The organism is Acinetobacter piscicola (assembly GCF_002233755.1).
Taxonomy (GTDB): domain Bacteria; phylum Pseudomonadota; class Gammaproteobacteria; order Pseudomonadales; family Moraxellaceae; genus Acinetobacter; species Acinetobacter piscicola.
Window position 1 is genome coordinate 61,564 of record NZ_KZ268704.1, and the last position, 22,277, is coordinate 83,840.

A 22,277-nucleotide genomic window follows, 5' to 3' on the forward strand; every position below is an offset into this window, starting at 1 on the left:
ACTGACATTTCATCGTCGCCAAGATAGATGAATTGTCAACAGATTCTAAAGTTTAGATGAGTAGTTATGATTAATCGTTATACAAAATATATTGTCAGTTTAACTGTAATGATGACTTTAGTTGGGTGTCAAACGACACCTCAATACAAGTCCAAAGTCACCAAACCTGTTGAAAAACCGAAAACCTCAAAACCGTCAGTACCAACACCTGACGGTGTGAAAATCACGCCTTATGACCATCCTGAAATTAAACGTGAAAAAATCCCTGTTGTCGTTCCTCAACAAAAAGTAAAATCACAAAAATTGGATGATGGTCAGAATATCCCTGCATTTAAAAATTTAATGCAACAAACGCAAGTCTCGTTTCAAAAAGGACAATGGGATGCTGCTGAACGTAGTGCATTACAAGCTCAACGCCTCGCACCACAATCTGCGGAAACGTTTTTATATCTAGCACGGATTGCCAATCAGAAAAAGCAATACGCCAATGCTGAATCATTAGCACGGCGTGGTTTAGGTTTTGCTCAAAGTTCAGCGCAGAAAAAAATGTTTTGGAATGTGATTTTACAATCAGGACAACAATTAAAAAATCAACAAACTGTTGCAGAAGCACTGCGTCAACTGCAAAGTTTGTAATTCAATTTCATTGAAACTTAAAAATGACGAATTCCAGCAATGCCATAAGCATAATTTTGTTGTGCTGACACTAAATCATTTTGAGTGAGCCCACCAAGTGCAAAGACAGGAATGTCACAAGTCTTTGCATACTCAGCAAACTTTTCCCATCCCAATACAACTGCGTCAGGATGTGTTTGTGTTTTTAAGATAGGACTTAAAGTCACCGCTTCAAAGCCTAGTTGCAGTGCTCGTTGTAACGAAACTAAATCATGGCATGCAGCTATACAACGGATTCCAATCGGTAATTGCCCTACTGTTAAATTCATCAATTGATGCTGTTTAAAATGAATCGTAACAATCTTTTTTTGCAGTGCTTCAGGTAGTTGTTGCCATAGATCAATATTCACCATCAATTGTGACAAATCATAGTGATCTAAACTGCCTAACTGATTTAATTGCGTAATTGCCTCTTGGTTAGACTCTATTCTCCAATAAAAAAGTTGATCCTTTTTTTCAGCTATATAAGTCGATAATTGTTCAGAAATTTTAATGTGATGTGACCAATATAAACGCTGAATAATACTTTTATTCGCCTTAGGAAAATTTAATTCTAATAACTGATCACGTGTATACCAAGCCCACGGCGTTTGAATATCAGTTAAATATTTTTCTGGAACAATCGCATGAAAAATATGTAAGAAAACCTCTACATCTTCATAGTCATGATGAATCACATCAAACGCATGCCATTGTTGAATACCAATTCCCACTTCTTCAAATATTTCTCGACGACATGCTTCCACAGGGCTTTCCCCTTCTTCGACCTTTCCACCGGGAAACTCATGCTTATTGCCCTGATGCTGATCTGTATTACGCCATCCGACCAATACTTTTCCACGATGAAATAATAATCCGATTGCAACATGTATGCTGGGCTTAAACATAAATTTATTCATCCAAGGTTTTAAGAATTGTAAGTAATTATAGATATTTTATAAATCATAAAAATTATCGTTGACAGATCTATTCGATAATGATTATCATTTAAATCACTTGAACAGCACCCCACTCGGAGTAATAACAATGAACGCACCTTTTAGCCTATTTACACGTAACAACGAAGCACATCAATCTCTTCCAATGTTACATTCAAATAATTTATTTGCCCTAGGACGCGAAATCCGCATTATGCATGCAGGTGAAGAATATCGCTTACGTTTAACACGTAATAACCGTTTGATTTTAACCAAATAACTAAAACAACAAGTTTCAAAACAAAAAACGTGGGAACAAGCAGTATGAATCAGCGCATACTGCTTTTTAATGATTACTTCGAACATTATATTAACGCAAATATACACTTACATTTAGACCGCCATATTCCGACGATGAAAATTCAATCCGCCCTTGGTGCAACGCAATAATTTTCTTACAAATCGATAAACCTAAACCAGAGCCTTGCGTTTGAGTACCTAAAGCCCGATAAAAGCGCTCACCTAGCCTGTCTAATACTTCCTGTGAAATTCCTTGCCCATCGTTTTCAATTTCATAGAAAATTTGATTATTTAAATGTCCAAAACGAATATAAATATAACCCAACGCGGGAGTATAGCGAATTGCATTGTCGATTAAGTTTCGAATACAAATGAAGATTAATTCTGCATTTGCGTAAATATCTGATGCTTCACGATCAATATGAATTTGAATTTTTTTTTCATTGATCAACGGCTCAAGTGCCTTCAATACATCTTGCGTTAAAGTCTCCACGCTGACCCAAGCGCGTGGTAACTGGGTTTCATCCATTGGATCTAAACGAGCCAGTAATAATAAGTTTTCTAATACTTGTGTTCCGCGATTGACATCATTTTGAATCAATTGTAATTGTGCTTTTAATTCAGGTATTTCAGCATATTTACGTTGCAAAAGTTGTAACCGTAACTGAATCGCAGAGAGTGGTGAACGTAATTCATGTGAAGCATCGGCAGTAAATCGTTGTTCTGCAACCAGCGCCTGATCTAACCGAGTCAACATTTGATTTAACTGATTGACCATCGGTTGCAATTCTTTTAACTCAGGTCGTGGTTGATCAATCAAACTGAGATCATTGGCACTTTTTTCTGCAATATCTTTAGACAATTGCTGAATCGGTTTAAATTGTTTTTGAATGAGAAAATGTGAAATTAACCACTGTACAGACCATAGCCCCAACAAAATAAGTAAATAACTTAAAAAACTGTGTTTTAAATCCTTAAAGCGAATACTTAACGGTTGTATCACATGAACATTCAACTTTGTTTGGTGGTCGAAAACTCGATAACTCCGCAATAAGCGATCTCCCGACCAAATAAATGAGTAAGCATCCTGCTGAGCAAAAATTCTTGGATTTTGAGTATTTAAGTCAAATTGAGTCGATTGGGTTAAAAGCATATTTTGATTTGATAATTGATATTGGATATCAAATTCATCACTCAACTCATCTATCTGTGAACCTGAACTTATACTCAGATCAGAAATCATGAGCATATCTGCAATTTCGTCCATAATTTCATCTTGAACTTGCATGGTTTGGTATGCTGAATGAGCGATTAATAAAATGAATGCAGCCAAACCCGCAACCACTGAGCTCAACATTGAGGTCTTGATCAACTTGGACTGTAACGACACTGCTTGTGGAGTCATTTTAGATCCTGCATTTTCAATCATGTCATTCACTTTTTCCTTGATTCATGCGATACCCCAGACCACGAATTGTTTTAATGAAATGACTTCCTATTTTCTTACGTAATTGATAAATAAAAACTTCAATCGCATTACTCTCAATTTCATCTCCCCATGCATAGAGTGATTCTTCGAGTTGCTCTCGGGTCACAATATGCTCTGGCTTGACCATCAACCGATATAAAATCTGAAATTCTTTTGCAGTTAGATTTACAAGCTGATCATCCAGTAAAACGGTTTTTGCTTGAACATCTAAACTCAGGTTTGCGTATTTGATTACATGCTGTCCTGAAGTTTGCGTCTGTCTCAATTGAGCACGAACCCGTGCCGATAGCTCTTCCAGACTAAAAGGTTTCACTAAATAATCATTTGCGCCTAAATCCAAGCCTTGCACACGATCTTGAATGCTGTCTTTTGCAGTGAGAAAAATCACAGGAATATCACAATGTTTTTGTTTTAAGATTTTTAAAACTTCATCACCTGAAGCTTTGGGTAAACCACGATCTAACAATATGCAATCATATTGATGTTGTTCTATTGCCAAAATCGCATAATCGCCACGCTCTACCCAATCAACATTATAGCCATCCATTTCTAGCCAAGCTTTAATACTTTCAGCTTGTGATACATCATCTTCTGCAAGTAATAGCCGCATCTATAGACTCTCTCTAGGATTGATCATATTTAGCTTTTAAGGTATTTAAAAATATACATACATGCTTTATATACTTTACATCAAAAAACCACATGATGGACTCATGTGGTTTTGGGAGAATAATTACAAAGCCGCTTATTGCTTTATCTCAATAGACAAATGCTTAAAATTTAACGCTATCTACATCAATTTCAACACGTTTTGTAGGTTTATAATCCACATCTACTTCACCAATTAACGTTACAGTGGTATTGGCTGAAATTGGTTTACCTTGCCACAATTCATCATCAATATCGACAGTGATTGAACCTGTATTATCACGGAATTGGTACTTCTCATCTCCAGTGGCTTTTACAACATGACCACGCAGTTGAACCTTAGTATTATCTTTTAGCGTTAAAGCTTGTTTCACTGTAGTTAAGCTCGGTGTAAGCGCTGATTGGTTTACAGCTGTATTTGCGCTTACAAATGTTGTTGCACCAATTAAGCCTACGGCTAAAACTGCTTTATTGAATAAATTCATGGTTAAACCCTCATCATCTATATCGTTTCAATGAGGTTATTTAAACAAATAAACATGAGGCGAATCTTAAGATTTCCTCATGTTCAAATTTAAGCAAATTTCAATTCAACGCTATATTTACAATTTTATATTTATAATGCTTAGTTTAACGGCACAACTCTCAACACTTCTTCTAACGTTGTCGTGCCTTCAAGTACTTTTCGAGCGCCACTAATTCTTAATGGTTCAATCCCTTCTTTCTTCGCCTGAGCACGCAAATCATCTAAAGTCGCATTAGCACTGATTTTTTGCTTTGCCTCTAAACTTACAGGCATAAACTCATAAATCCCCACACGCCCCTTATAACCTGTATGACGACATTCTTCACAACCTACAGCTTTAAAAACAAAACTAGGCATTTTAGTTTGATAACCAAAAGTTAAATGCTTCCACTCTTGCTCATTAATAAAAGTTTCTTGCTTACAATGCGGGCATAATTTTCTCACCAAACGCTGTGCAAGCACCCCGAGAATTGTTGCAGCAGTCAAAAATGGCTGAATACCTAGGTCATGTAAACGCGTCAAACTCGAAGGCGCATCATTGGTATGCAAAGTCGATAAGACCAAATGACCAGTCAACGCCGCTTGAATCGCCATATTTGCTGTATCTTGGTCACGAATCTCTCCGACCATGATAATGTCAGGATCTTGACGCATTAATGCACGAATACCATCTGCAAAACCCAGTTCAATCCCTTGATTGACCTGCATTTGGTTAAAGCTCGGCTCTAACATTTCAATTGGATCTTCAATAGTACAGACATTGACTTCTTCGGTAGCCAACTGTTTGAGTGAAGAATATAAAGTCGTGGTTTTACCCGAACCCGTTGGGCCAGTAACAAGAATAATACCGTGGCTATGCTGCGTTAAACCGTTCCATTGTTCTAATAAATGTTCGTCGAAACCGAGTTGTTGGAAGCTCCGTACCAAAACCTCAGGGTCAAAAATACGCATCACCAACTTTTCACCAAATGCTGTCGGTAAAGTTGAAAGACGTAATTCTGTTTCTTGCCCTTTCGGTGTACGTGTTTTTAATCGTCCATCTTGCGGTTTACGTTTTTCAGCAACGTTCATACGACCTAAAATTTTAATACGTGAAATCACAGCGGTCAGTGTACTTGCTGGCATATTGTAAATAGTATGCAATACCCCATCGATTCGAAAACGGATCTTACCTTTTTCCTTACGTGGTTCTAAGTGAATATCACTCGCACCCTGCTCAAAAGCAAACTGTAAAACCCAATCGACCAGTTTGACAATGTGTTGATCATTGGCATCTGGATTTTGCGTATCTCCCAACTGTAAAAGTGCTTCTACACCTTTATTTTCTTTATCATGCAAACCTGATTTTTGTGAAGAACTGACCGCTTTACTGACTTGATAATACTCAACCAGATAACGCTGCAATTGCTCAGGATTTAAAACCACACGTTCAATTTTTTTAGGACTCAAACTGCGTTCTAAATTATGTACCCAATCTGTGGTAAAAGGCTGCGCCGTACCAATCAGAATTGTGTCCGCAGTCACCCCAACCGCTAAAATTTTATTTCTCAGTGCGAACTCTTGTGACATCACACCCGTCAAAGAAGTCACATCTGCTTTTAAAGGATCTATAGTAAATAAATTTAGTTTAGATTTTTCAGCCAACCACTCCGTTAAATTCGTCAATGTTAAACGTTTAACAGGATCTTTTGCATCGACCAGTTTAAAACTCGCAATCCATTGCAAAGGATGCCACTTCAACTGATCACGTTGTCGATGTGTGGTTTGTACCAATAGCTTTTCGCGCTCTGTAATTCGACCGTCTTTTAATAATTGTTCTAAACACCATGTTGTATCGATTTCAAAATTAAATTGCATTGTTATATCCCCAAATCTTGCTCTACTATAGCAAAAATGAGTCTTTGAGTTTCCTTCATTTTTTAATCATTTTCTAAGAATATAAATAGAGAATAAATGCACATAGCGATTTGATTCGCTCATTCAATCCATAGTGGATTGAATGATAGAGAATATAAATTTAGAGAGTGGATAAGTTTGAAAATAAAAGAGAATTTTAAAAAAATACCTAAATACGGCATCAATCTATAAAGAAACAATTGAGTTAATTTTTTTATGGTTAGCTTTTTCTCTTCAGTTTTTATATTTTACTTGTTCAATCTAAGCGATCAGCTCACTTGCAAAAGCGCTGTTGCATAAATTACATGATGAATGATCAAACACCATGCAACTTATACAGCAAATAGATAATCCACTAAATAACCAATCAAGCTTATTGAGCAGTATAACCACCATCCATTACGACAGCTTGACCTGTTACCCCACCCGCTTTTTCACTTGCCAAGAAGATTGCATAATCAGCAATTTCATCAACACTGAGCAAACGTTTTTGTGGCACCATCGCCAAAATAACATCTTCAAGCGCACTGCTTTCACTGACATTACGAGTCTTTGCAAGATCCGCAATTTGACCACGAACCAAAGGCGTATCCACATAACCTGGACACAACGCATTCACAGTAATACCATCACGGGCAGCTTCAAGTGCAGCAACTTTGGTCAAACCAATGACACCATGTTTAGCACTGTTATAGCCTGATTTTCCGGCAAAACCAATTAAACCATTGATCGAGGCCATATTAATTACACGACCGTACTTTTGCGCTTTCATGATTGGAAATGCATGCTTGATACCAATAAAAGAACCGACAAGCATGACATTTAACAATTTTTGGAAAGTCTCTGTTGGAAAGTCTTCAATCGATGTAACATACTGAAAACCAGCATTATTAATCAAAATATCCAATCGTCCATAGGTCTTATGCGCTAAATCGATCGCAGCACCATAGGCTGCTTCATTCGACACATCACAAGGAGCAGATAAAGCATCAAAACCATCATTTTTCAGTGCTAAAACCGTTTCATCACACTTTTCACTATTCATATCAGAAATAACAACTTTTGCACCTTCTAGGGCAAACTTCTTCGCTATTTCCAAACCAATACCGCTTGCAGAACCAGTAATAAATGCAACTTTATCTTTGAGCATTTGACTCATTATTTACTCCTTATTTCAAAAATATTTTCTACAAAATTACACAATACCGAACCATGTAAATGCCGCGATCGCAACAAATACGGCAATTGTTTTAATTACAGTAATTGCAAAAATATCTTTATAAGATTGTTTATGGGTAAGACCTGTTACAGCAAGTAAGGTAATAACAGCACCATTGTGCGGAAGCGTATCCATACCACCAGAAGCCATTGCTACAATACGATGCATGACTTCAGGAGGAATACCCATTGCAGTAATTGCGGCATTATATTGATCTGCCATCGCACTCAAGGCAATACTCATACCACCCGATGCTGAACCTGTAATACCTGCCAAGACAGTTGTCGTTACTGCGCCATTGACCAACGGATTGGTAAAAGTATGCCCTAGCGCATGACTAATCACAGCAAAACCAGGAAGCGCCGCAATAATCGCACCGAAACCATATTCAGATGCAGTGTTCATCACCGCTAAAAGTGAACCACCAATACTGGCATTTACACCATCTTTAAAGCTGCTATACACACGGCGGAAATCGAATAATATGGCTGCAATAATTCCGACAATCAAAGCTAAACCCACTGCCCAAATTGCTGAAGTTTTAGCAACATCTACAGTGTAATTCGCAAGACCGATTGCATTAAAATCGAAACCATTTGGGTACCACGTTTTAATTGCAGTCGAAAGATATTTATTGGTTACAGCCACTAAAATCAGTGGGACAAATGCCATGAATTGACGTAAGCCAGAACCATTTGAGAGATCGTTAGAAGCATTGTCTAATAATTGTTGTTCAGCAGCAGTCAGTGTAATACCTGAAGTAAAACCATCACCATTACGTGCAGCTACACGGCGACGCCATTCTAAATAACTTAAACCAACACCTAGAACAAATATCGCACCAATAATCCCTAGAAATGGCGCTGCATAAATGTCTGTGCCAAAGAAAGTTGTTGGAATCACGTTTTGAATTTGTGGTGTTCCTGGAAGTGCATCCATAGTAAAGGTAAATGCACCCAAGGCAATCGTACCCGGGATCAAACGCTTAGGAATATCTGCTTGTTTAAAGAGTTGATTTGCAAAAGGATATACGGCAAATACCACCACAAAAAGACTAACGCCGCTATATGTCAAAATTGCACCAAGAAGTACAACTGTCAGCATGGCATTTTTAGAACCGATGAGCTTAACAATCGTTTTAGCAATAGATTCTGCAATGCCTGACATTTCAACGACTTTACCAAAGATTGCACCCAGTAAAAAAACGAGGAAATAGTCTTTAATAAAACCAACCATTTTCGGCATAAATACGCCTGAATAAAATGGTAAAACATTTGCTGGGTTAATCAGCAGTACAGCGAGCAAGGCACAGATTGGTGCCATGAGAATTACAGAAAATCCTCTGTACGCTGTATACATCAACAGCCCAAGAGAAAGTAGAATTACACCTAAATCCCACATATTTTACTCCATCCTTAAAGAATATATGTCCGTTCAGCGTCAATATTTATTTCAAATATATTTTCGAGACATTAAAATCCATTAATATCAATTTGTTAAATCACATTTAACAATAAAGACTACCTGTCAATTGGCTTAACTTTGTCAATTTCAGCTTCTATAAAGCTTTAAATATTGATAAATCAAAGTAAGCATATTCAATTTATTGATTAAACTATAATGCATTTAATTCAGCTCATTATTTCAAAATAATCATTGAGTAATAAGAAAAATTGATTAATCAAATTTAAAATATTGCATAAAAAAAGTTCAATGAAATCCCTTTAAAATTTGAACTCGTTCACTTTTGTTTAAGCAAAAAAATTCAAGCGAAATATCAACTTTTCATCTGTTTACAAAGCAGCGACTCTATCTGTTTTAAACTTGTTCACTTATACTCTTTTTGAGTCGTTTGATACTGATAATTGACCAAACGATTAATATTTTAAAAATTGTATGATTTTGATGATTGCAGATAAATCTATCCCCTTCTGATTTTATGCATTTTGAAAATTTGACTAGGTTAAATCATGACACTTAAACAATTAAAAGCTTTTTTAGTTCTTGCACGCACTTTAAATTATGCCAATGCGGCTGATGAACTTTGTTTAAGTCAATCTGCTTTAAGTCTAAGTATCAAAACCTTAGAAGAAGAATTGGGTGGAAAATTATTTAAACGTAATACCCGTCGCGTAGACATTACTACTGAAGGTCTATCTTTAATTCCCTATGCAAAAAAACTGTTGGCGAATTGGGAGGATATGGAAAAAGATGTTAAGCAACGTTTTAAATTACATCGTGGTACTTTAAATATCGCATCTATGCCTTTTGCCACACATGCTGTTTTACCCACAGTGATGCATGAATTTTCCAAACTTCATCCGAATATTAGTTTTTCTATACATGACGTGACCAATGAAAAAATTATCGAAAAAGTACAAGAAGGCATTTTTGAAATTGGCATTTGCTATGAACCCAAACACAGTGAGCAACTGACCTTTGAACTGGTATTTAAAGAAGACTTTGTCGCATTGGTACCCAAAGATCACGCTTTAGCAAAACGTAAAAGTGTATCGATGGCAGAATTATGTTCTTACCCATTTGTAACCTTACAAAAACCTTCGATTATTCGTCATGTTATTGAACAAACATGCATTGAAAACAACTTAGTTTTAGACCTAAAAGTTGAATGTCATCAAATTAGCTCATTGTCTCACTTTGTTGCTTATGGCATGGGTGTCACAGCAATACCAAGACATTTCCAAAAATTTATTGATAAAGAGCAAAATGTTTTGATTGAAATTGATGAAGGAAATGTCCATTTACCGCTTGGTGTGATCTATAAAAAAGATTTTGAGCTGTCTAATATTTCAACACAATTCATCGAAACATTATTGAAGCATCATTTTTAAACCATCATTGTTCAATTAAAAATAGCACAATCAAATTTCACTCTGATATCAAAGCGACTGTGTGAACCTGTTTTGAGAAACAACTGAGTATCTTAAACTCAATACATCATTTAAATTGAAAAATTAAATCTATTCTTTCCCCCATTCATATATCAAAATTTCCAATCTTTTAAAAACTCACTCGTGATGGTTTCGTTATATTTTTAAACCTTAAACAGATTAATGAGTTTTTCTTATTACACGTTAAAAACATTCAATTTCTAAAAAACGTCCTCAATGCTAATAATAAAATATACAAATGGACATTAAGGTAATCAGGATGAATAAAGTTGTAGCAAATGCTCAAGATGCTTTAGCAGATATTGTTAGCAATAATCAAACGATCGCTGTAGGCGGTTTTGGCTTATGTGGCATTCCTGAAGCATTAATTGATGCTTTAAAAGAAACAGGTGTAACTGACTTAACCTGTATTTCAAATAATGCGGGTGTCGATGATTTTGGTTTAGGAAAATTATTGCAAACCAAACAAATTAAAAAAATGATCTCGTCATATGTCGGTGAAAATAAAGAATTTGAACGCCAATACCTCAACGGCGAACTTGAAGTAGAACTGACTCCTCAAGGCACTTTAGCCGAAAAATTACGTGCAGGCGGTGCAGGTATTCCTGCATTTTTCACGCAAACAGGCGTAGGCACACTCATTGCAGAAGGCAAAGAAGTACGTGAGTTTGATGGTAAAGAATATATTTTAGAACCTTCTTTAACTGCCGATATTGCACTAATTAAAGCTTATAAAGCAGATAAAGCTGGCAACTTAGTGTTCCGCAAGACCGCACGCAACTTTAATCCTGAATGTGCTATGGCTGGGAAATTCACAATTGTTGAAGTTGAGCAAATCGTTGAAATTGGTGAGATTGATCCTGATGATGTGCATTTAGCAGGTATTTATATTAATAAAATCGTCCTCAATCAAACACCTGAAAAACGTATTGAACAGATGACTTTAAAAGCAACGGAGGCTTAAATCATGGCTTGGACACGTAATGAAATGGCACAACGTGCTGCACTTGAACTTGAAGATGGTTTTTATGTGAATTTGGGTATTGGTCTGCCGACATTGGTTGCCAACTATATTCCTGAAGATATTGATGTTTGGTTACAGTCTGAAAATGGTTTATTGGGTATTGGTGAATTTCCAACTCAAGATACAGTCGATGCAGATTTGATTAATGCAGGTAAACAGACCATCACCATGAAAAAAGGTGCTGCTTTATTTTCTAGCGCTGAATCTTTTGCCATGATTCGTGGTGGACACATCAATATCACTATTTTAGGTGCAATGGAAGTCTCTGAAACTGGTGATCTTGCAAACTGGATGATTCCGGGGAAGAAAGTCAAAGGCATGGGTGGTGCTATGGATTTGGTTGCAGGTGTGCAAAAAATTGTGGTGCTAATGGAACACAATGCAAAAGATGGTAGCCCTAAAATCGTCAATCAATGCAGTTTACCTTTAACGGGTAAAGGTGTCGTAAATCGTGTCATTACAGATTTGGGTGTAATGGATATCACCGCTGATGGCGTAAAACTCATTGAACTTGCTAAAGATGTCAGTTTAGCGCAAATTCAAGCTGCGACAGGTGTTGAGTTGATTACCACAGGTTTGTAGTAATATATCGTTTTAAAATAATACCTGTTCCAAACAAACGTCTAATGGATTTCATTGGACGTTTTATTTGCCTATAGCTTATATAACGTTCCACTACTAAACAACGTAAATTATTGAATTTTATCCGCTGGTAAAGCTAAATATTTTTAATATGTTATTGATCATTTTTCATTTGATTTTAAAAAAAAATTCAATATTATTTAACTAAATCTTAAAAATATTGTTCGATAAAATGAAAAAAAACAAAAAATTAATCTTATTGTATTTAATAACAATAATTTATTTTATTTCACCTCTTTCCTATGCTGCCGTCATCGACTTTAGCCAATGTGGTACAAACTCTTCTTTCGCTATCGTCACTCAAAGTGAAGGACCAACCTATGCTTGTGGTGGGCTCGACACTGGCGTTGGTAACCCTATCAATGTCCTCAATGGCAATAAGTTTGAAGCTGTGGAAGACTTTAAAGAACTTCCCTCCTTTAAAGGTCTCTCCTTCTCTCGGTTTTATAATAGTCAAAGTCATGCCAATACTCCTTTCGGTTATGGTTGGTACAGCTCTTTTGATCTTAAACTTTATGAACAACCCGATATTATCCAGATTCGTCTTGAATCTGGGAAACGTATCAATTTCAAAAAAAATAAGATTAACCTCGGTAATAATCAGTTTGTTATTCGTGCCCTACCTCTCAATCCTTCCGATGGTTGGATTGAAAAGAAAATTGATGGTTCTGGATGGGTGTGGCACAAAACTCAATCCAATCAGGATTATTTCTTTCAATATCTAGGTGGTAAAGATCCTAATCTGGCGCATATCACTAAAATCTCAGCTTTATCAACTCTTGATAAAAATAATCCCGCACTTAATTTTTCTTTTATTTATGATCCACAGCAGCGTCTTGCTGTGGTGAAAAATGGGCAAGGCCAGCAGCTTTCCTTTGCGTATTCAATCACCAAGTTTGGTTTACCCCTAATTACCTTAACCACACCTATAGGTAAATATTTCTATTTTCTTGATCGTCATCATAATCTGGCTCAAGTTGTTTATCCTGATGGTCGCCGCTTTAAGTATAGTTATGATCCTAAGTTTCAAGGTGGGGATATTCATAACCTCACTGCAAAGTCTGTGTTCGATCCAGATCAAAAGAAATTCAGGTTAATTTCCCAGTGGCAGTATGATCAGCAGGATCGGGCTAGTTTGAGTCAGCATGCGAATGGCATTGAGAAAGTCACCATTCAGTTTGATCCACGTACCACCAAGGCGATGCCTGCAAATTATTCTGCCAACAAACCTGTCTTTAAAAATGTGGTCACCAACAGTTTAGGGCAGAAAACAACTTATTCCTATCAGGTTGTCGGCACACAGTTCCAATTATTAGAAAGCTTTGGCGCAGGCTGTGCTAGTTGTGGTGAGGTCAATAAGCGTTATCGTTTTAATCCTCAGGGCTTAGTCACTTATGCTGCCGATCTAGATTCATCAGGAGAGGTCATTCGTGCAATTGACCTAAAATATAATGATTTAGGTGAGGTATTGTCTAAAACTGTTTCTGGGGTTGGGGTACAAGCTCAGACGACTTTTTATGAGTATGAGTCTTTTCAACTTAAATCATCTAATGTATCAAACTTAGACAATCCCCTGCTCCTCCAATTGAATCAACGAGATGCTCGCCGTTTAAAAGCGGAATCACGTCAGAGTGTGGTTGCTGGGAAAAAATACCGTAAGGAGTTTACTTATGATCAAAATAATCATCTGATCTCTGTAAAGGAAACTGGGTTTTCTCCTTTAGGTGATGTGTTAGTTCGGGAATCTAAGTATGGTTATGATGAACACGGTCGGTTAGCTTGGGAGGATGGTCCTCTGCCCAATGGGAAAACGAATAGTCCAAGAGATAGTGATATTCGTACTTTTCAATACAGCTTAACAGGACAACTCAAACAACTGAATCTACCAGGTCATCAAGGTGTCCAAGTTTTATCATTTGATAAGCTTGAACGTCCATCAAGTATTAAAGTATACGATGGTCAAAGAACGATGCTTATTGATCTCAGTTATGTAGGAACTGGGCCAAACGTATCTAAATATATTTATCATTCTGCAAATCAAAAGCACATTATTGAAAATAAGTTTAATGCTCAAGGACAACTTATTTCGACTCAAAATGGTTTACAACAAACAGACTTTATTTATGATTTAATGGGTCGCTTGATTGAAAAACGAAATATTCAAGGCTTAAATCTTCAAAAAAAATATAATACTGAAAATCTAGTGACATCTGAAACATTAGTCGATCAAGATGGTAAATTGGTTCATCAAACCATGAATAAATTTAATTTCAGTTCTGACAATGTATCTACTGAGGTTTCTGATGCTTTAGGTTTATTACAAAAAACAAGCCAAACTGGTCTTATTTCTACGCGCAAAGATGCGCTCAATCGTGTTTTTATCCAACACGCTGATGGGCTTGGGCGTACGATTGCTTTACAAATAGAAAATAAAAGCAATCAATTAATTCACTCTACATTATCTTCATTCAATCAAGGTTATGCCACTCAATCGTCTGCTGGCTTACAACAAAATAAATGGATGGATGATTTTGGTCGTACTGTAGTAACTCAATCACCAGCTATAGGAATAAAACTATATCGTTTTAATGAAATAGATTTACCTACAGAAATCATTGATGAGAAAGGTTTTATTCAGAAGAATAAGTATGACTATGCACATAATCTTGTTGAGTCCTCGATTAAAAACCCTAAAACTCAAGAAGAAATAATTACCCAAAAAACTGAATTTGACGGCTCAAAACCCATTCGTCAAATTAGTCAAGATGAAGTACAGCAATGGCAATATGCTCAAGATGGGAAGTTACTTCGCCATACAACAGCCCAACTCGATACATCATTGAACAAGACAAATGTTCAACCTATTAATTTTATTAGCCAAACACAACAACTGAATCAAATTGCAGATATTTTATCAGGGAAAAGTAAGCAGCAAGATCATAACTTATCCATAAATTCATGGTCTGAAGATTATGAATACGATGAAAATGGTTTGCTGAGTAAAGAAATACGTCGCGATTTAACCATTCAGTATGATCGAGATAATTTGGGTCAGATTACTTCTTTACAACTCACTAAAAATGGCGAAAAAGCTTTTGTTGATCAAATTCAATGGAGTAGTACTGGGCAATTGGCCCATTATCGTTTGTCCTCAGGTCAGCAATTGTGGCGAAATTATGACAGCCGTGGGCGACTGACTGAACAACGTTGGTATAGCCCTACCTCTCAATCGTGGTGGGGAAATTTTGTCCATAAAGTTAAGTATCAATGGCTTAATCAGAATTTACCTAAAACTGCAATTCAAACAGCAAATTATGTTTATGATCAGGCAGATCGTTTAATTTATAGCAATGAATCAGGACGTCAATTTTATCAATATGATGATCAAGATCAATTGTTGGCTGTGTGGAAAAGTGATAGCCAACATAAATTGAGCCGTTCTTGGTATCCAGCTCAAGTCTACGCTTATGATGCACAAGGTAATCGCCGCCTACAGTGGCAAAAAGCCAATAAACAACAACCAGAAGCCATAAATTTTTATCGTTATGGTGAAAATGCGGATGCTTCTGTACAGTTGCTTGGTGTATCGCGGCATCAAGTGAGTAAAGGAAATATACAAACGGGTCAACTCTCTCGCATTGCTTCTTATGCACAAACTGGACAACCTCATGCTTGGTGGCAGGCTGGGTCTGAAGTAAATACGGTTTTAGATTATGTGCCTTCTGCAAATAATGGTGCACCTTTATGGGATACCTCTTCTAATGTATGGAAGGGGGTAAATGATCAAAATCATAATATTTCAATAGATCAACAATTTAATCAACAAGGTTTTGTCTCCAAACGTTCTGTATCATTTAAAAGTAAAAATCAACAGCGTGAGTTTTCACAACGTAATGGCTATGTGAATGGTATTCGAATGTGGGAACAGCAGCGTTTGCGTATGCCTACTGAAAAGTATTCCGACATTCATGCACCTGAACTTAATGATGTTATCGTTGATCGTGATTATGTGATGCTCGCGGGTTTGCCTGTGATGCAATTTAGTCAGATTTCTACTCAAAAACAGAATGAGCAGTTAGATATAGCTTTCGCTTCGTTTAATGCAGTTCAGTTCAATCGTATTGGTGCGCCAGTCAAGGTTTTTGATAAGAATAATACTGTCCGTTGGCAAACTGATTACTCACCATTCGGTGAACGTTTAAATACGGTTAGCACACATAATGATGAAGCCCAGCTCATTAGAGTGAATCAAAATTTACCTATTTCTCAATCGATAGATGATTTGCGTTATGCTATTTCGGTTCGTTTACCTGGACAAAATGAAGACCCAATTACAGGTTTGTATGACAATGGTTATCGTCAATACGATCCTGTCGTAGGGCGTTATTTAACGCCTGATCCAATGGGAACTGTCGATGGTTTAAATCCTTATTTGTATGTGGGTAATAATCCGTTAAACAAAGTTGATCCTTATGGTTTATACCAAACGGATATGCATTATTACATGACTTATTTTCTTGCAATTACCGCAGGAATTGATTCGGATAATGCGAGACGAATTGCTTTGGCTGCTCAATTTGTGGATGTAAATGACAATACAAGTCCATTGCCTGAAGGAAGCCATTGGTATGATTATGGTAGTATTGAACTTAACAATGCAACAACAATGCGTTTAGATTGGTACCACTTTACTAATAACCGAGAATATTATGAAAGTATTGGTAGTGGTTATGACTTGGGTAGCTGGGATTTACAGAAACCGAAAGGAATGACTGATAGTCAATACAAAGTTTGGAGATTAACTTCAAATTTAGATCAAAATACAAAAAAGAATCCTAATCAAAAAGGTATCCCTCAACTTGAGATTATGAAAACTAATTATACAAGGGCAATTAAATGTAGTAAAAACCTCAGTATGCAATTTTTTGGTGAATATCTGCATGCATTTGAGGATACATTTGCTCATCGAGATCAAAACAATGATCCTTATGGTACAAATGGAGGAACAGGACATGCAACAGGCTTAACTCATCCAGACCATACTTATGACTTACCCTCAGGTTCACTAATCAATAATAACTTGATTCGAGAATGGATGAACAATTCAACAAGAACATTAGTGTCGCAAAAAGAAATTTATAACAAATTGCTTGAATACAATCGATCCACGCTTAAAAATACCAATAAAGTTATATCATGGAATCAACTCGAACCATTATTGAAAAATTTTAATCAAATACGAGAGGATTTTGATGAACATGGTACAGGATCATTAGATGGTGTAGTTTCTAAAGTTACCTACTTACAAAACTTGTTAAATGGTCAGAATACACAAATACAAACTTATAAAATTGTTGGCAACTTTGTCAAAGAAGATAAAGTGATTACCGTCAATGCACCTAATTGGGGATATAAACCAAAGCAAAGTAAAGAATTTAAATTAATTAGTTATAATAGTGCTTTAGAAAACTCTAAAGGAAAGATCGTTGGTGGTTATATTGCAGGCATTGATGGTTTTAATGTTCCACAAGCAATCACCAATCGTATATTGGCATTTCAATCTATTGCATCACTTGAGCAAAAAAAGAAATTTGATAATGTTATTTGGGATACATCTGTGCAGAAATATGAATCACAGGATGGAGAAAGTGAAAGTGTGGAAAAAGGTGTGCGAAGTTATAGACTAAAATATTCCACAAATCTAATCACTCAAATACAGAATCAAAATAAAGTATTTGTTATCCAAGGTACCCCTCCTCAAGGAACTACAAAATGAAAAAAATAATACTTCTTATAGCTTCATCCATTTCATTGACCGCTTGTGGTAATGATGATATTGCGAGTGGTATGCAATATGAATTTCCTGAATGTGGAATCAGCCAACTGAATGGAAAAAAAATTAAAAAAACCTGTGCTACACGAGACTCTATCGCAAAAAGTGTTTCAAAAGACTATACACCTAAATTTTTACAAATTTTAGTTGGCGCTGGACATACCAGTAGCTACTCAGGAAGTCGCGCAGGTTTAATTTTAGACTTGGAGAATCAGGAACTCGATATGCAAGGACATGTTTGGGATTTTTCTAAACAAGGCTTTCCTGTTGTTGAGCTTAGAGGTCATGATACGATTATTCAGAATGGTATTTTATTAAATACTTATTTATCTTTAGGAGGTAATTATATTTCTCCAAATTTTTCAACAAATACACAAATAAATAATAATGTAGAAAAATATGGATTTTTATATGCTAAAGAATATAGTTCAGGAGCATATCAAGGAACTATTGAAAATTTTCACTTTAAAGACATGAAAAATTATTCTGATACTTTAGAATTAAGCTCATGGGGAGGAGGAATACTTTCCTCTCAATTTATTATAGAAAAAAATATATATATTGCAGGTTCTAAAGCAACTATAATTCAAAATAAAATAATTTCTAAAACTAAATTAGGTGTAAATACTACACTTTCAAAAGATAAAGTTGGAAGTAATAAAAGTATATTTTCTTTAACTAAGACGAATTCATCTAGACTCATAGATAAATCACAACAAATATTTCCTGATGAAAATAATGATACTACTGCCATTCCAAATGTTTTATATATCAAATTCTCCCCTGATACAGTCATTGATGGAAATACTTTTACCCTCACCAAAAAAAATGACCAAGCCTACGCCATCGTTTTAGACCACTCCCCTCGTGTTCGTATTACAAACAATACTTTTAACGGTTTTAAAGTTCCTATTTTGATAGATCAGTGGAGTTCGATTGTCGACGAGAATGGCAATGAAATTAAACCTGAAAATTTTACAGGCTACGGCAATGTTATAAATCCTAACAAATTCGCAGGCAATGTTACGATGAATCGAAAAGGTGAGATTGTGCTTAAATAATAGGTTTCTTAAAATCGGTTTAAATAAATATTAAAAATATAGAAAAAACCATTGGTAGGATGTATCAAAATGAAAATAAACTGGATGCTATTAGCAGGTGTAGCACCATATCTTAGTGTACTGGCATACGATGTGTGGCTACATGTTAATCATCGCAAAGTTCCGCCTAAAGAGCGAGGTGCTCACGGTATATCCATTGTCTTATTTGGAGTTTTTTTTATCACATCTATTCTTGGATTGCACAGCATTGCTGTAATAGCACTGGCCTGTGTCATTCCTGTGATGCTATATGATGAGATAGTTTTCCATAAACTGCTATCTAAACACGAACGTACTGTCCACAATCTCGCAGGGATATGTCTGCTAGGGTTTATTACAATATGGATCGTATCAATTTTTTATAATTAAACAACTTATTAACAAAAAGTGTAGGGAGAGCGTATGTATGTAATATCACGTATTAAGCAGTCTTTTCATCGAATGGTATGTGCTGATCCAACTTTACATGGAGTAGTACTTAATCTGTACTTAAATGGTGAAGCATACCCTCAACGGGTGCTTGATTATTTTCCATATTATGCTGCAAATACCGAAGAACTATCAAATAAAGTACAGCAACACATGCAAGATGAAGACAAACATGTTGCATTGTACAACAAAGCACTTATCAAAATAAGGCAGCCTATAGTAGAACTTCCAATTGAAAATTGCTTTAATCACATTATTCGTCAGTACATGGCGAACTCGTTTACCGTAGATATTCAAACAGATAACCGTGATCAACAAACGCTTAAATTAGCTCATTTTTTGGCACATGCTCACTTCTTGGAAAAAAGAGTAACACACTCTTTGGAGTATCATTTGGATGCTTGTTTAGCTGCAAATAGCGAGCCTTATGTTACTAAGGTAGTACAAACAGTACTTGATGATGAATTAAGACATGTAAAATATACACGTCAATCAGTATTCGAGCTTTTACCAGAGCAAATTGCCAAGGACATATTACGATCACATCAATACAGCGAAAAAATTGCCAATTTAGATTTTTCATCCGCACAAGTTCAGCGTATGCTCAAAGATTATAAAAATCATTTTTCGACTACTGAACACGCTTTGTATCGTATGTATTCTACATTCATGGTGATAGGAAAAAACTATGTATGATCTAAAAACAGGTATTCACTTAAGTACCATTCAAAAACAATTACAAGCATTCTCATCTACTGATATTTATCAAAAATTTATGTTAAGTGATCAAGATATTCTCATTAAAACAACCATAAGTTTGTGTGATCAATGTAAAACATATACACCAGCATGCGTATTTGAACATGGCGAACAAGTATTGATCAAAAAACAATGTGATACCCACGGTATACGCCAAGCTATTTTAGAAAATGATAAACGTTTTTATCGGCTATCCAATAAAGATCAATGGGGAAAATCGTATAGTTTAAATCACAAAATTGACTTTCCCATATTTAATTCTATAAGTAATTCAGCAAATGGTTGTTGTGATCCAACGACAGGATGTTGCCCATCAACTAAACAGATAAACAATAATCAAACATGGCGTGAAAGCTTTGCTGACCAAAGTGACAACAAAACATGTACTGTTTTAGTTGAAGTAACCAATGCATGTGATCTCGCTTGTCGAGTATGTTATGCCGATGCAAAAGGCGATAAGGTTATACCGCTAAACCAGTTTAAACGATATATGACAGACTTAATTTTGCTAAAAGAGCAAATCGACTCAGTTCAAATTACTGGAGGTGAAGCATTATTGCACCCTCAAATTTGGGATATTTTCGATTGGCTATACGCACAAAATCAAGTCAAAAAGATATATCTGCCAACGAATGGTATTCAATTATCAAAAGGTGAAACATATAAGAAATTATTACCTTATAAAAATAAATTATTAGTTTTATTACAATTTGATGGTGAAGAAATAACGACAAATCAAGCACTACGTCATGCTAATCTTTTAAAAATACGACTTAAGATATTAAAAAATCTTAATCATATAGGGATTGCAATGCAATTGACGATGACTCTAAGTTATGGAGTGAGTGAGAAAGAAATTGCATGGGTTGTCAGTCAAGGTAAAAAATATAAAAATGTTCGATTAATTGCAATGCAACCCGCTTTTTTTACAGGACGTTACGAATTACCCCATTACGCAACTGAACGTCTTACATTGTCTGATGTAGCCAAAGGTGTTGCAAATGCTTTTCCCAAATATGTAACACAAAATGACTTCTTACCCATACCATGTAGCCACCCAAATTGTGGCTGGGTAACATTGTTTGTACGGCGATTTGGGCTCTTTATTAATATTGCTAAATTTGTTGATTTAGACAGTATCATGAATGATGTTGCTAATAAAACTTTATTAGATCAACAAGAATTACGAGGTATGTTAGGTACCAATAAACATGGTTTTTTTAAAACTTTATTTGCCAAAATCAGCCGTTATTTAATCCGTACTGAAGATGTATTTGGCATTGTAATAAAGCCTTTTATGGATCAATTTAATTATGACCAAGATAGAGTTTCAGCGTGTTGCCACCATACTCTAAATAATGATGGTCAATTGATTTCTTTTTGCGAATACAACGTGCGCTATAGAGAACAAGACAACTGGGATAAATTTGATTCGGTAAAGGTCGTACAAATTGCAGATATTGAAAATGAACTTACATAGATTGATCTATTTATTATTAGCTAGGTTTATAGCAGCTTGGCATATGACTTTTATTTTATTTGTACTAATCGGAGGGCTAATAGCTTTTCCATTTAATAGCTTAATGATATTTCATATGATTTGTGTGTTTTATGGCGTCATAAATCGCAAACGAAATATGGGATGCTTTTTAACAAAATGGGAAAGATCATTGCGTGTAAAAGCAGGAGAAACATTATCTTGGCCAATGGATGAGTTTATGCCCTACTATATTTGGTCTCATTTCAACAGAACAGGATATGAGCCCAGTTCGCGTAAAATTTTCATGTGGATTATGATTTTAGCAAACTTTATCCCTTATTTAATTTTTTTAAATCGAATTTTTCCCCAAATGGCAATGTAGTAAATAAAATACTCTTACTGTATTTTTATTACCTATATTTTAACTT

Annotated in this window: 17 protein-coding genes; 10 read left to right on the plus strand and 7 right to left on the minus strand. The window is 35.7% G+C overall.

Features of this window, described 5'->3' with window-relative positions; all coding sequences use genetic code 11:
* Window positions 1-66: 66 nt before the first annotated feature.
* Window positions 67-636, plus strand: coding sequence for a tetratricopeptide repeat protein (locus CDA10_RS00275; protein WP_089603534.1), 570 nt, complete (start codon window positions 67-69; stop codon window positions 634-636).
* A 17-nt stretch (window positions 637-653) separates the two neighbouring features.
* Here the strand turns inward: CDA10_RS00275 and CDA10_RS00280 are convergent, their stop codons facing one another.
* A complete protein-coding gene (locus tag CDA10_RS00280; protein ID WP_089603535.1) occupies window positions 654-1,562 on the minus strand; it encodes an NUDIX domain-containing protein in 909 nt (302 codons plus the stop codon).
* 139 nt (window positions 1,563-1,701) lie between these two features.
* On the opposite strand from CDA10_RS00280, the gene hemP reads away from it, so the two are divergent.
* The gene (gene hemP / locus CDA10_RS00285; protein WP_010112877.1) at window positions 1,702-1,872 is read left to right on the plus strand and encodes a hemin uptake protein HemP; all 171 of its coding nucleotides are present in this window, start codon (window positions 1,702-1,704) and stop codon (window positions 1,870-1,872) included.
* A 90-nt stretch (window positions 1,873-1,962) separates the two neighbouring features.
* Here hemP and CDA10_RS00290 read toward each other — a convergent pair whose 3' ends face one another.
* From CDA10_RS00290 to CDA10_RS00315, 6 genes are all read right to left on the minus strand, one after another.
* The gene (locus CDA10_RS00290; protein WP_089603766.1) at window positions 1,963-3,297 is read right to left on the minus strand and encodes a sensor histidine kinase; all 1,335 of its coding nucleotides are present in this window, start codon (window positions 3,295-3,297) and stop codon (window positions 1,963-1,965) included.
* Window positions 3,298-3,322: 25 nt separating this feature from the next.
* On the minus strand, window positions 3,323-3,991 hold the full coding sequence (locus CDA10_RS00295; protein ID WP_089603536.1) for a response regulator transcription factor: 669 nt from the start codon (window positions 3,989-3,991) through the stop codon (window positions 3,323-3,325).
* A 163-nt stretch (window positions 3,992-4,154) separates the two neighbouring features.
* The gene (locus tag CDA10_RS00300; protein WP_089603537.1) at window positions 4,155-4,514 is read right to left on the minus strand and encodes a NirD/YgiW/YdeI family stress tolerance protein; all 360 of its coding nucleotides are present in this window, start codon (window positions 4,512-4,514) and stop codon (window positions 4,155-4,157) included.
* Between the two features lie 140 nt (window positions 4,515-4,654).
* Window positions 4,655-6,412: a type IV pilus assembly ATPase TfpB gene (locus CDA10_RS00305; protein WP_089603538.1), complete on the minus strand. Its 1,758-nt coding sequence runs from the start codon at window positions 6,410-6,412 to the stop codon at window positions 4,655-4,657.
* A gap of 412 nt (window positions 6,413-6,824) precedes the next feature.
* Complete coding sequence (locus CDA10_RS00310; RefSeq protein ID WP_089603539.1) at window positions 6,825-7,610, minus strand: 3-hydroxybutyrate dehydrogenase; 786 nt, start codon at window positions 7,608-7,610, stop codon at window positions 6,825-6,827.
* A gap of 36 nt (window positions 7,611-7,646) precedes the next feature.
* Window positions 7,647-9,071 (minus strand): GntP family permease, encoded by a 1,425-nt coding sequence (locus tag CDA10_RS00315; RefSeq protein ID WP_089603540.1) that lies wholly within the window; start codon window positions 9,069-9,071, stop codon window positions 7,647-7,649.
* Between the two features lie 569 nt (window positions 9,072-9,640).
* Here CDA10_RS00315 and CDA10_RS00320 point away from each other — a divergent pair.
* The 8 genes from CDA10_RS00320 to CDA10_RS00360 all read left to right on the plus strand — a co-directional run bounded on the left by CDA10_RS00320 (window position 9,641) and on the right by CDA10_RS00360 (window position 22,231).
* A complete protein-coding gene (locus CDA10_RS00320; protein WP_089603541.1) occupies window positions 9,641-10,522 on the plus strand; it encodes a LysR family transcriptional regulator in 882 nt (293 codons plus the stop codon).
* 319 nt (window positions 10,523-10,841) lie between these two features.
* Window positions 10,842-11,546 carry a CoA transferase subunit A gene (locus tag CDA10_RS00325; protein ID WP_089603542.1) on the plus strand — a complete coding sequence of 235 codons (705 nt, stop codon included), beginning with the start codon at window positions 10,842-10,844 and terminating at the stop codon, window positions 11,544-11,546.
* A gap of 3 nt (window positions 11,547-11,549) precedes the next feature.
* The gene (locus CDA10_RS00330) at window positions 11,550-12,188 is read left to right on the plus strand and encodes a 3-oxoacid CoA-transferase subunit B (protein ID WP_089603543.1); all 639 of its coding nucleotides are present in this window, start codon (window positions 11,550-11,552) and stop codon (window positions 12,186-12,188) included.
* Window positions 12,189-12,420: 232 nt separating this feature from the next.
* Entirely contained in the window at window positions 12,421-18,024 is a 5,604-nt protein-coding gene (locus CDA10_RS17120) for a DUF6765 family protein (RefSeq protein ID WP_089603544.1), read from the plus strand.
* Window positions 18,021-19,142, plus strand: coding sequence for a right-handed parallel beta-helix repeat-containing protein (locus CDA10_RS00340; protein WP_089603545.1), 1,122 nt, complete (start codon window positions 18,021-18,023; stop codon window positions 19,140-19,142). The genes CDA10_RS17120 and CDA10_RS00340 overlap by 4 nt, the downstream gene beginning before the upstream one ends.
* A 441-nt stretch (window positions 19,143-19,583) precedes the next feature.
* A complete protein-coding gene (locus CDA10_RS00350; RefSeq protein ID WP_089603547.1) occupies window positions 19,584-20,306 on the plus strand; it encodes a hypothetical protein in 723 nt (240 codons plus the stop codon).
* On the plus strand, window positions 20,299-21,849 hold the full coding sequence (locus CDA10_RS00355; protein ID WP_089603548.1) for a radical SAM protein: 1,551 nt from the start codon (window positions 20,299-20,301) through the stop codon (window positions 21,847-21,849). Before CDA10_RS00350 ends, CDA10_RS00355 begins: the two co-directional genes overlap by 8 nt.
* Window positions 21,836-22,231 (plus strand): DUF2784 family protein, encoded by a 396-nt coding sequence (locus CDA10_RS00360; RefSeq protein ID WP_089603549.1) that lies wholly within the window; start codon window positions 21,836-21,838, stop codon window positions 22,229-22,231. The genes CDA10_RS00355 and CDA10_RS00360 overlap by 14 nt, the downstream gene beginning before the upstream one ends.
* Window positions 22,232-22,277 lie beyond the last annotated feature (46 nt).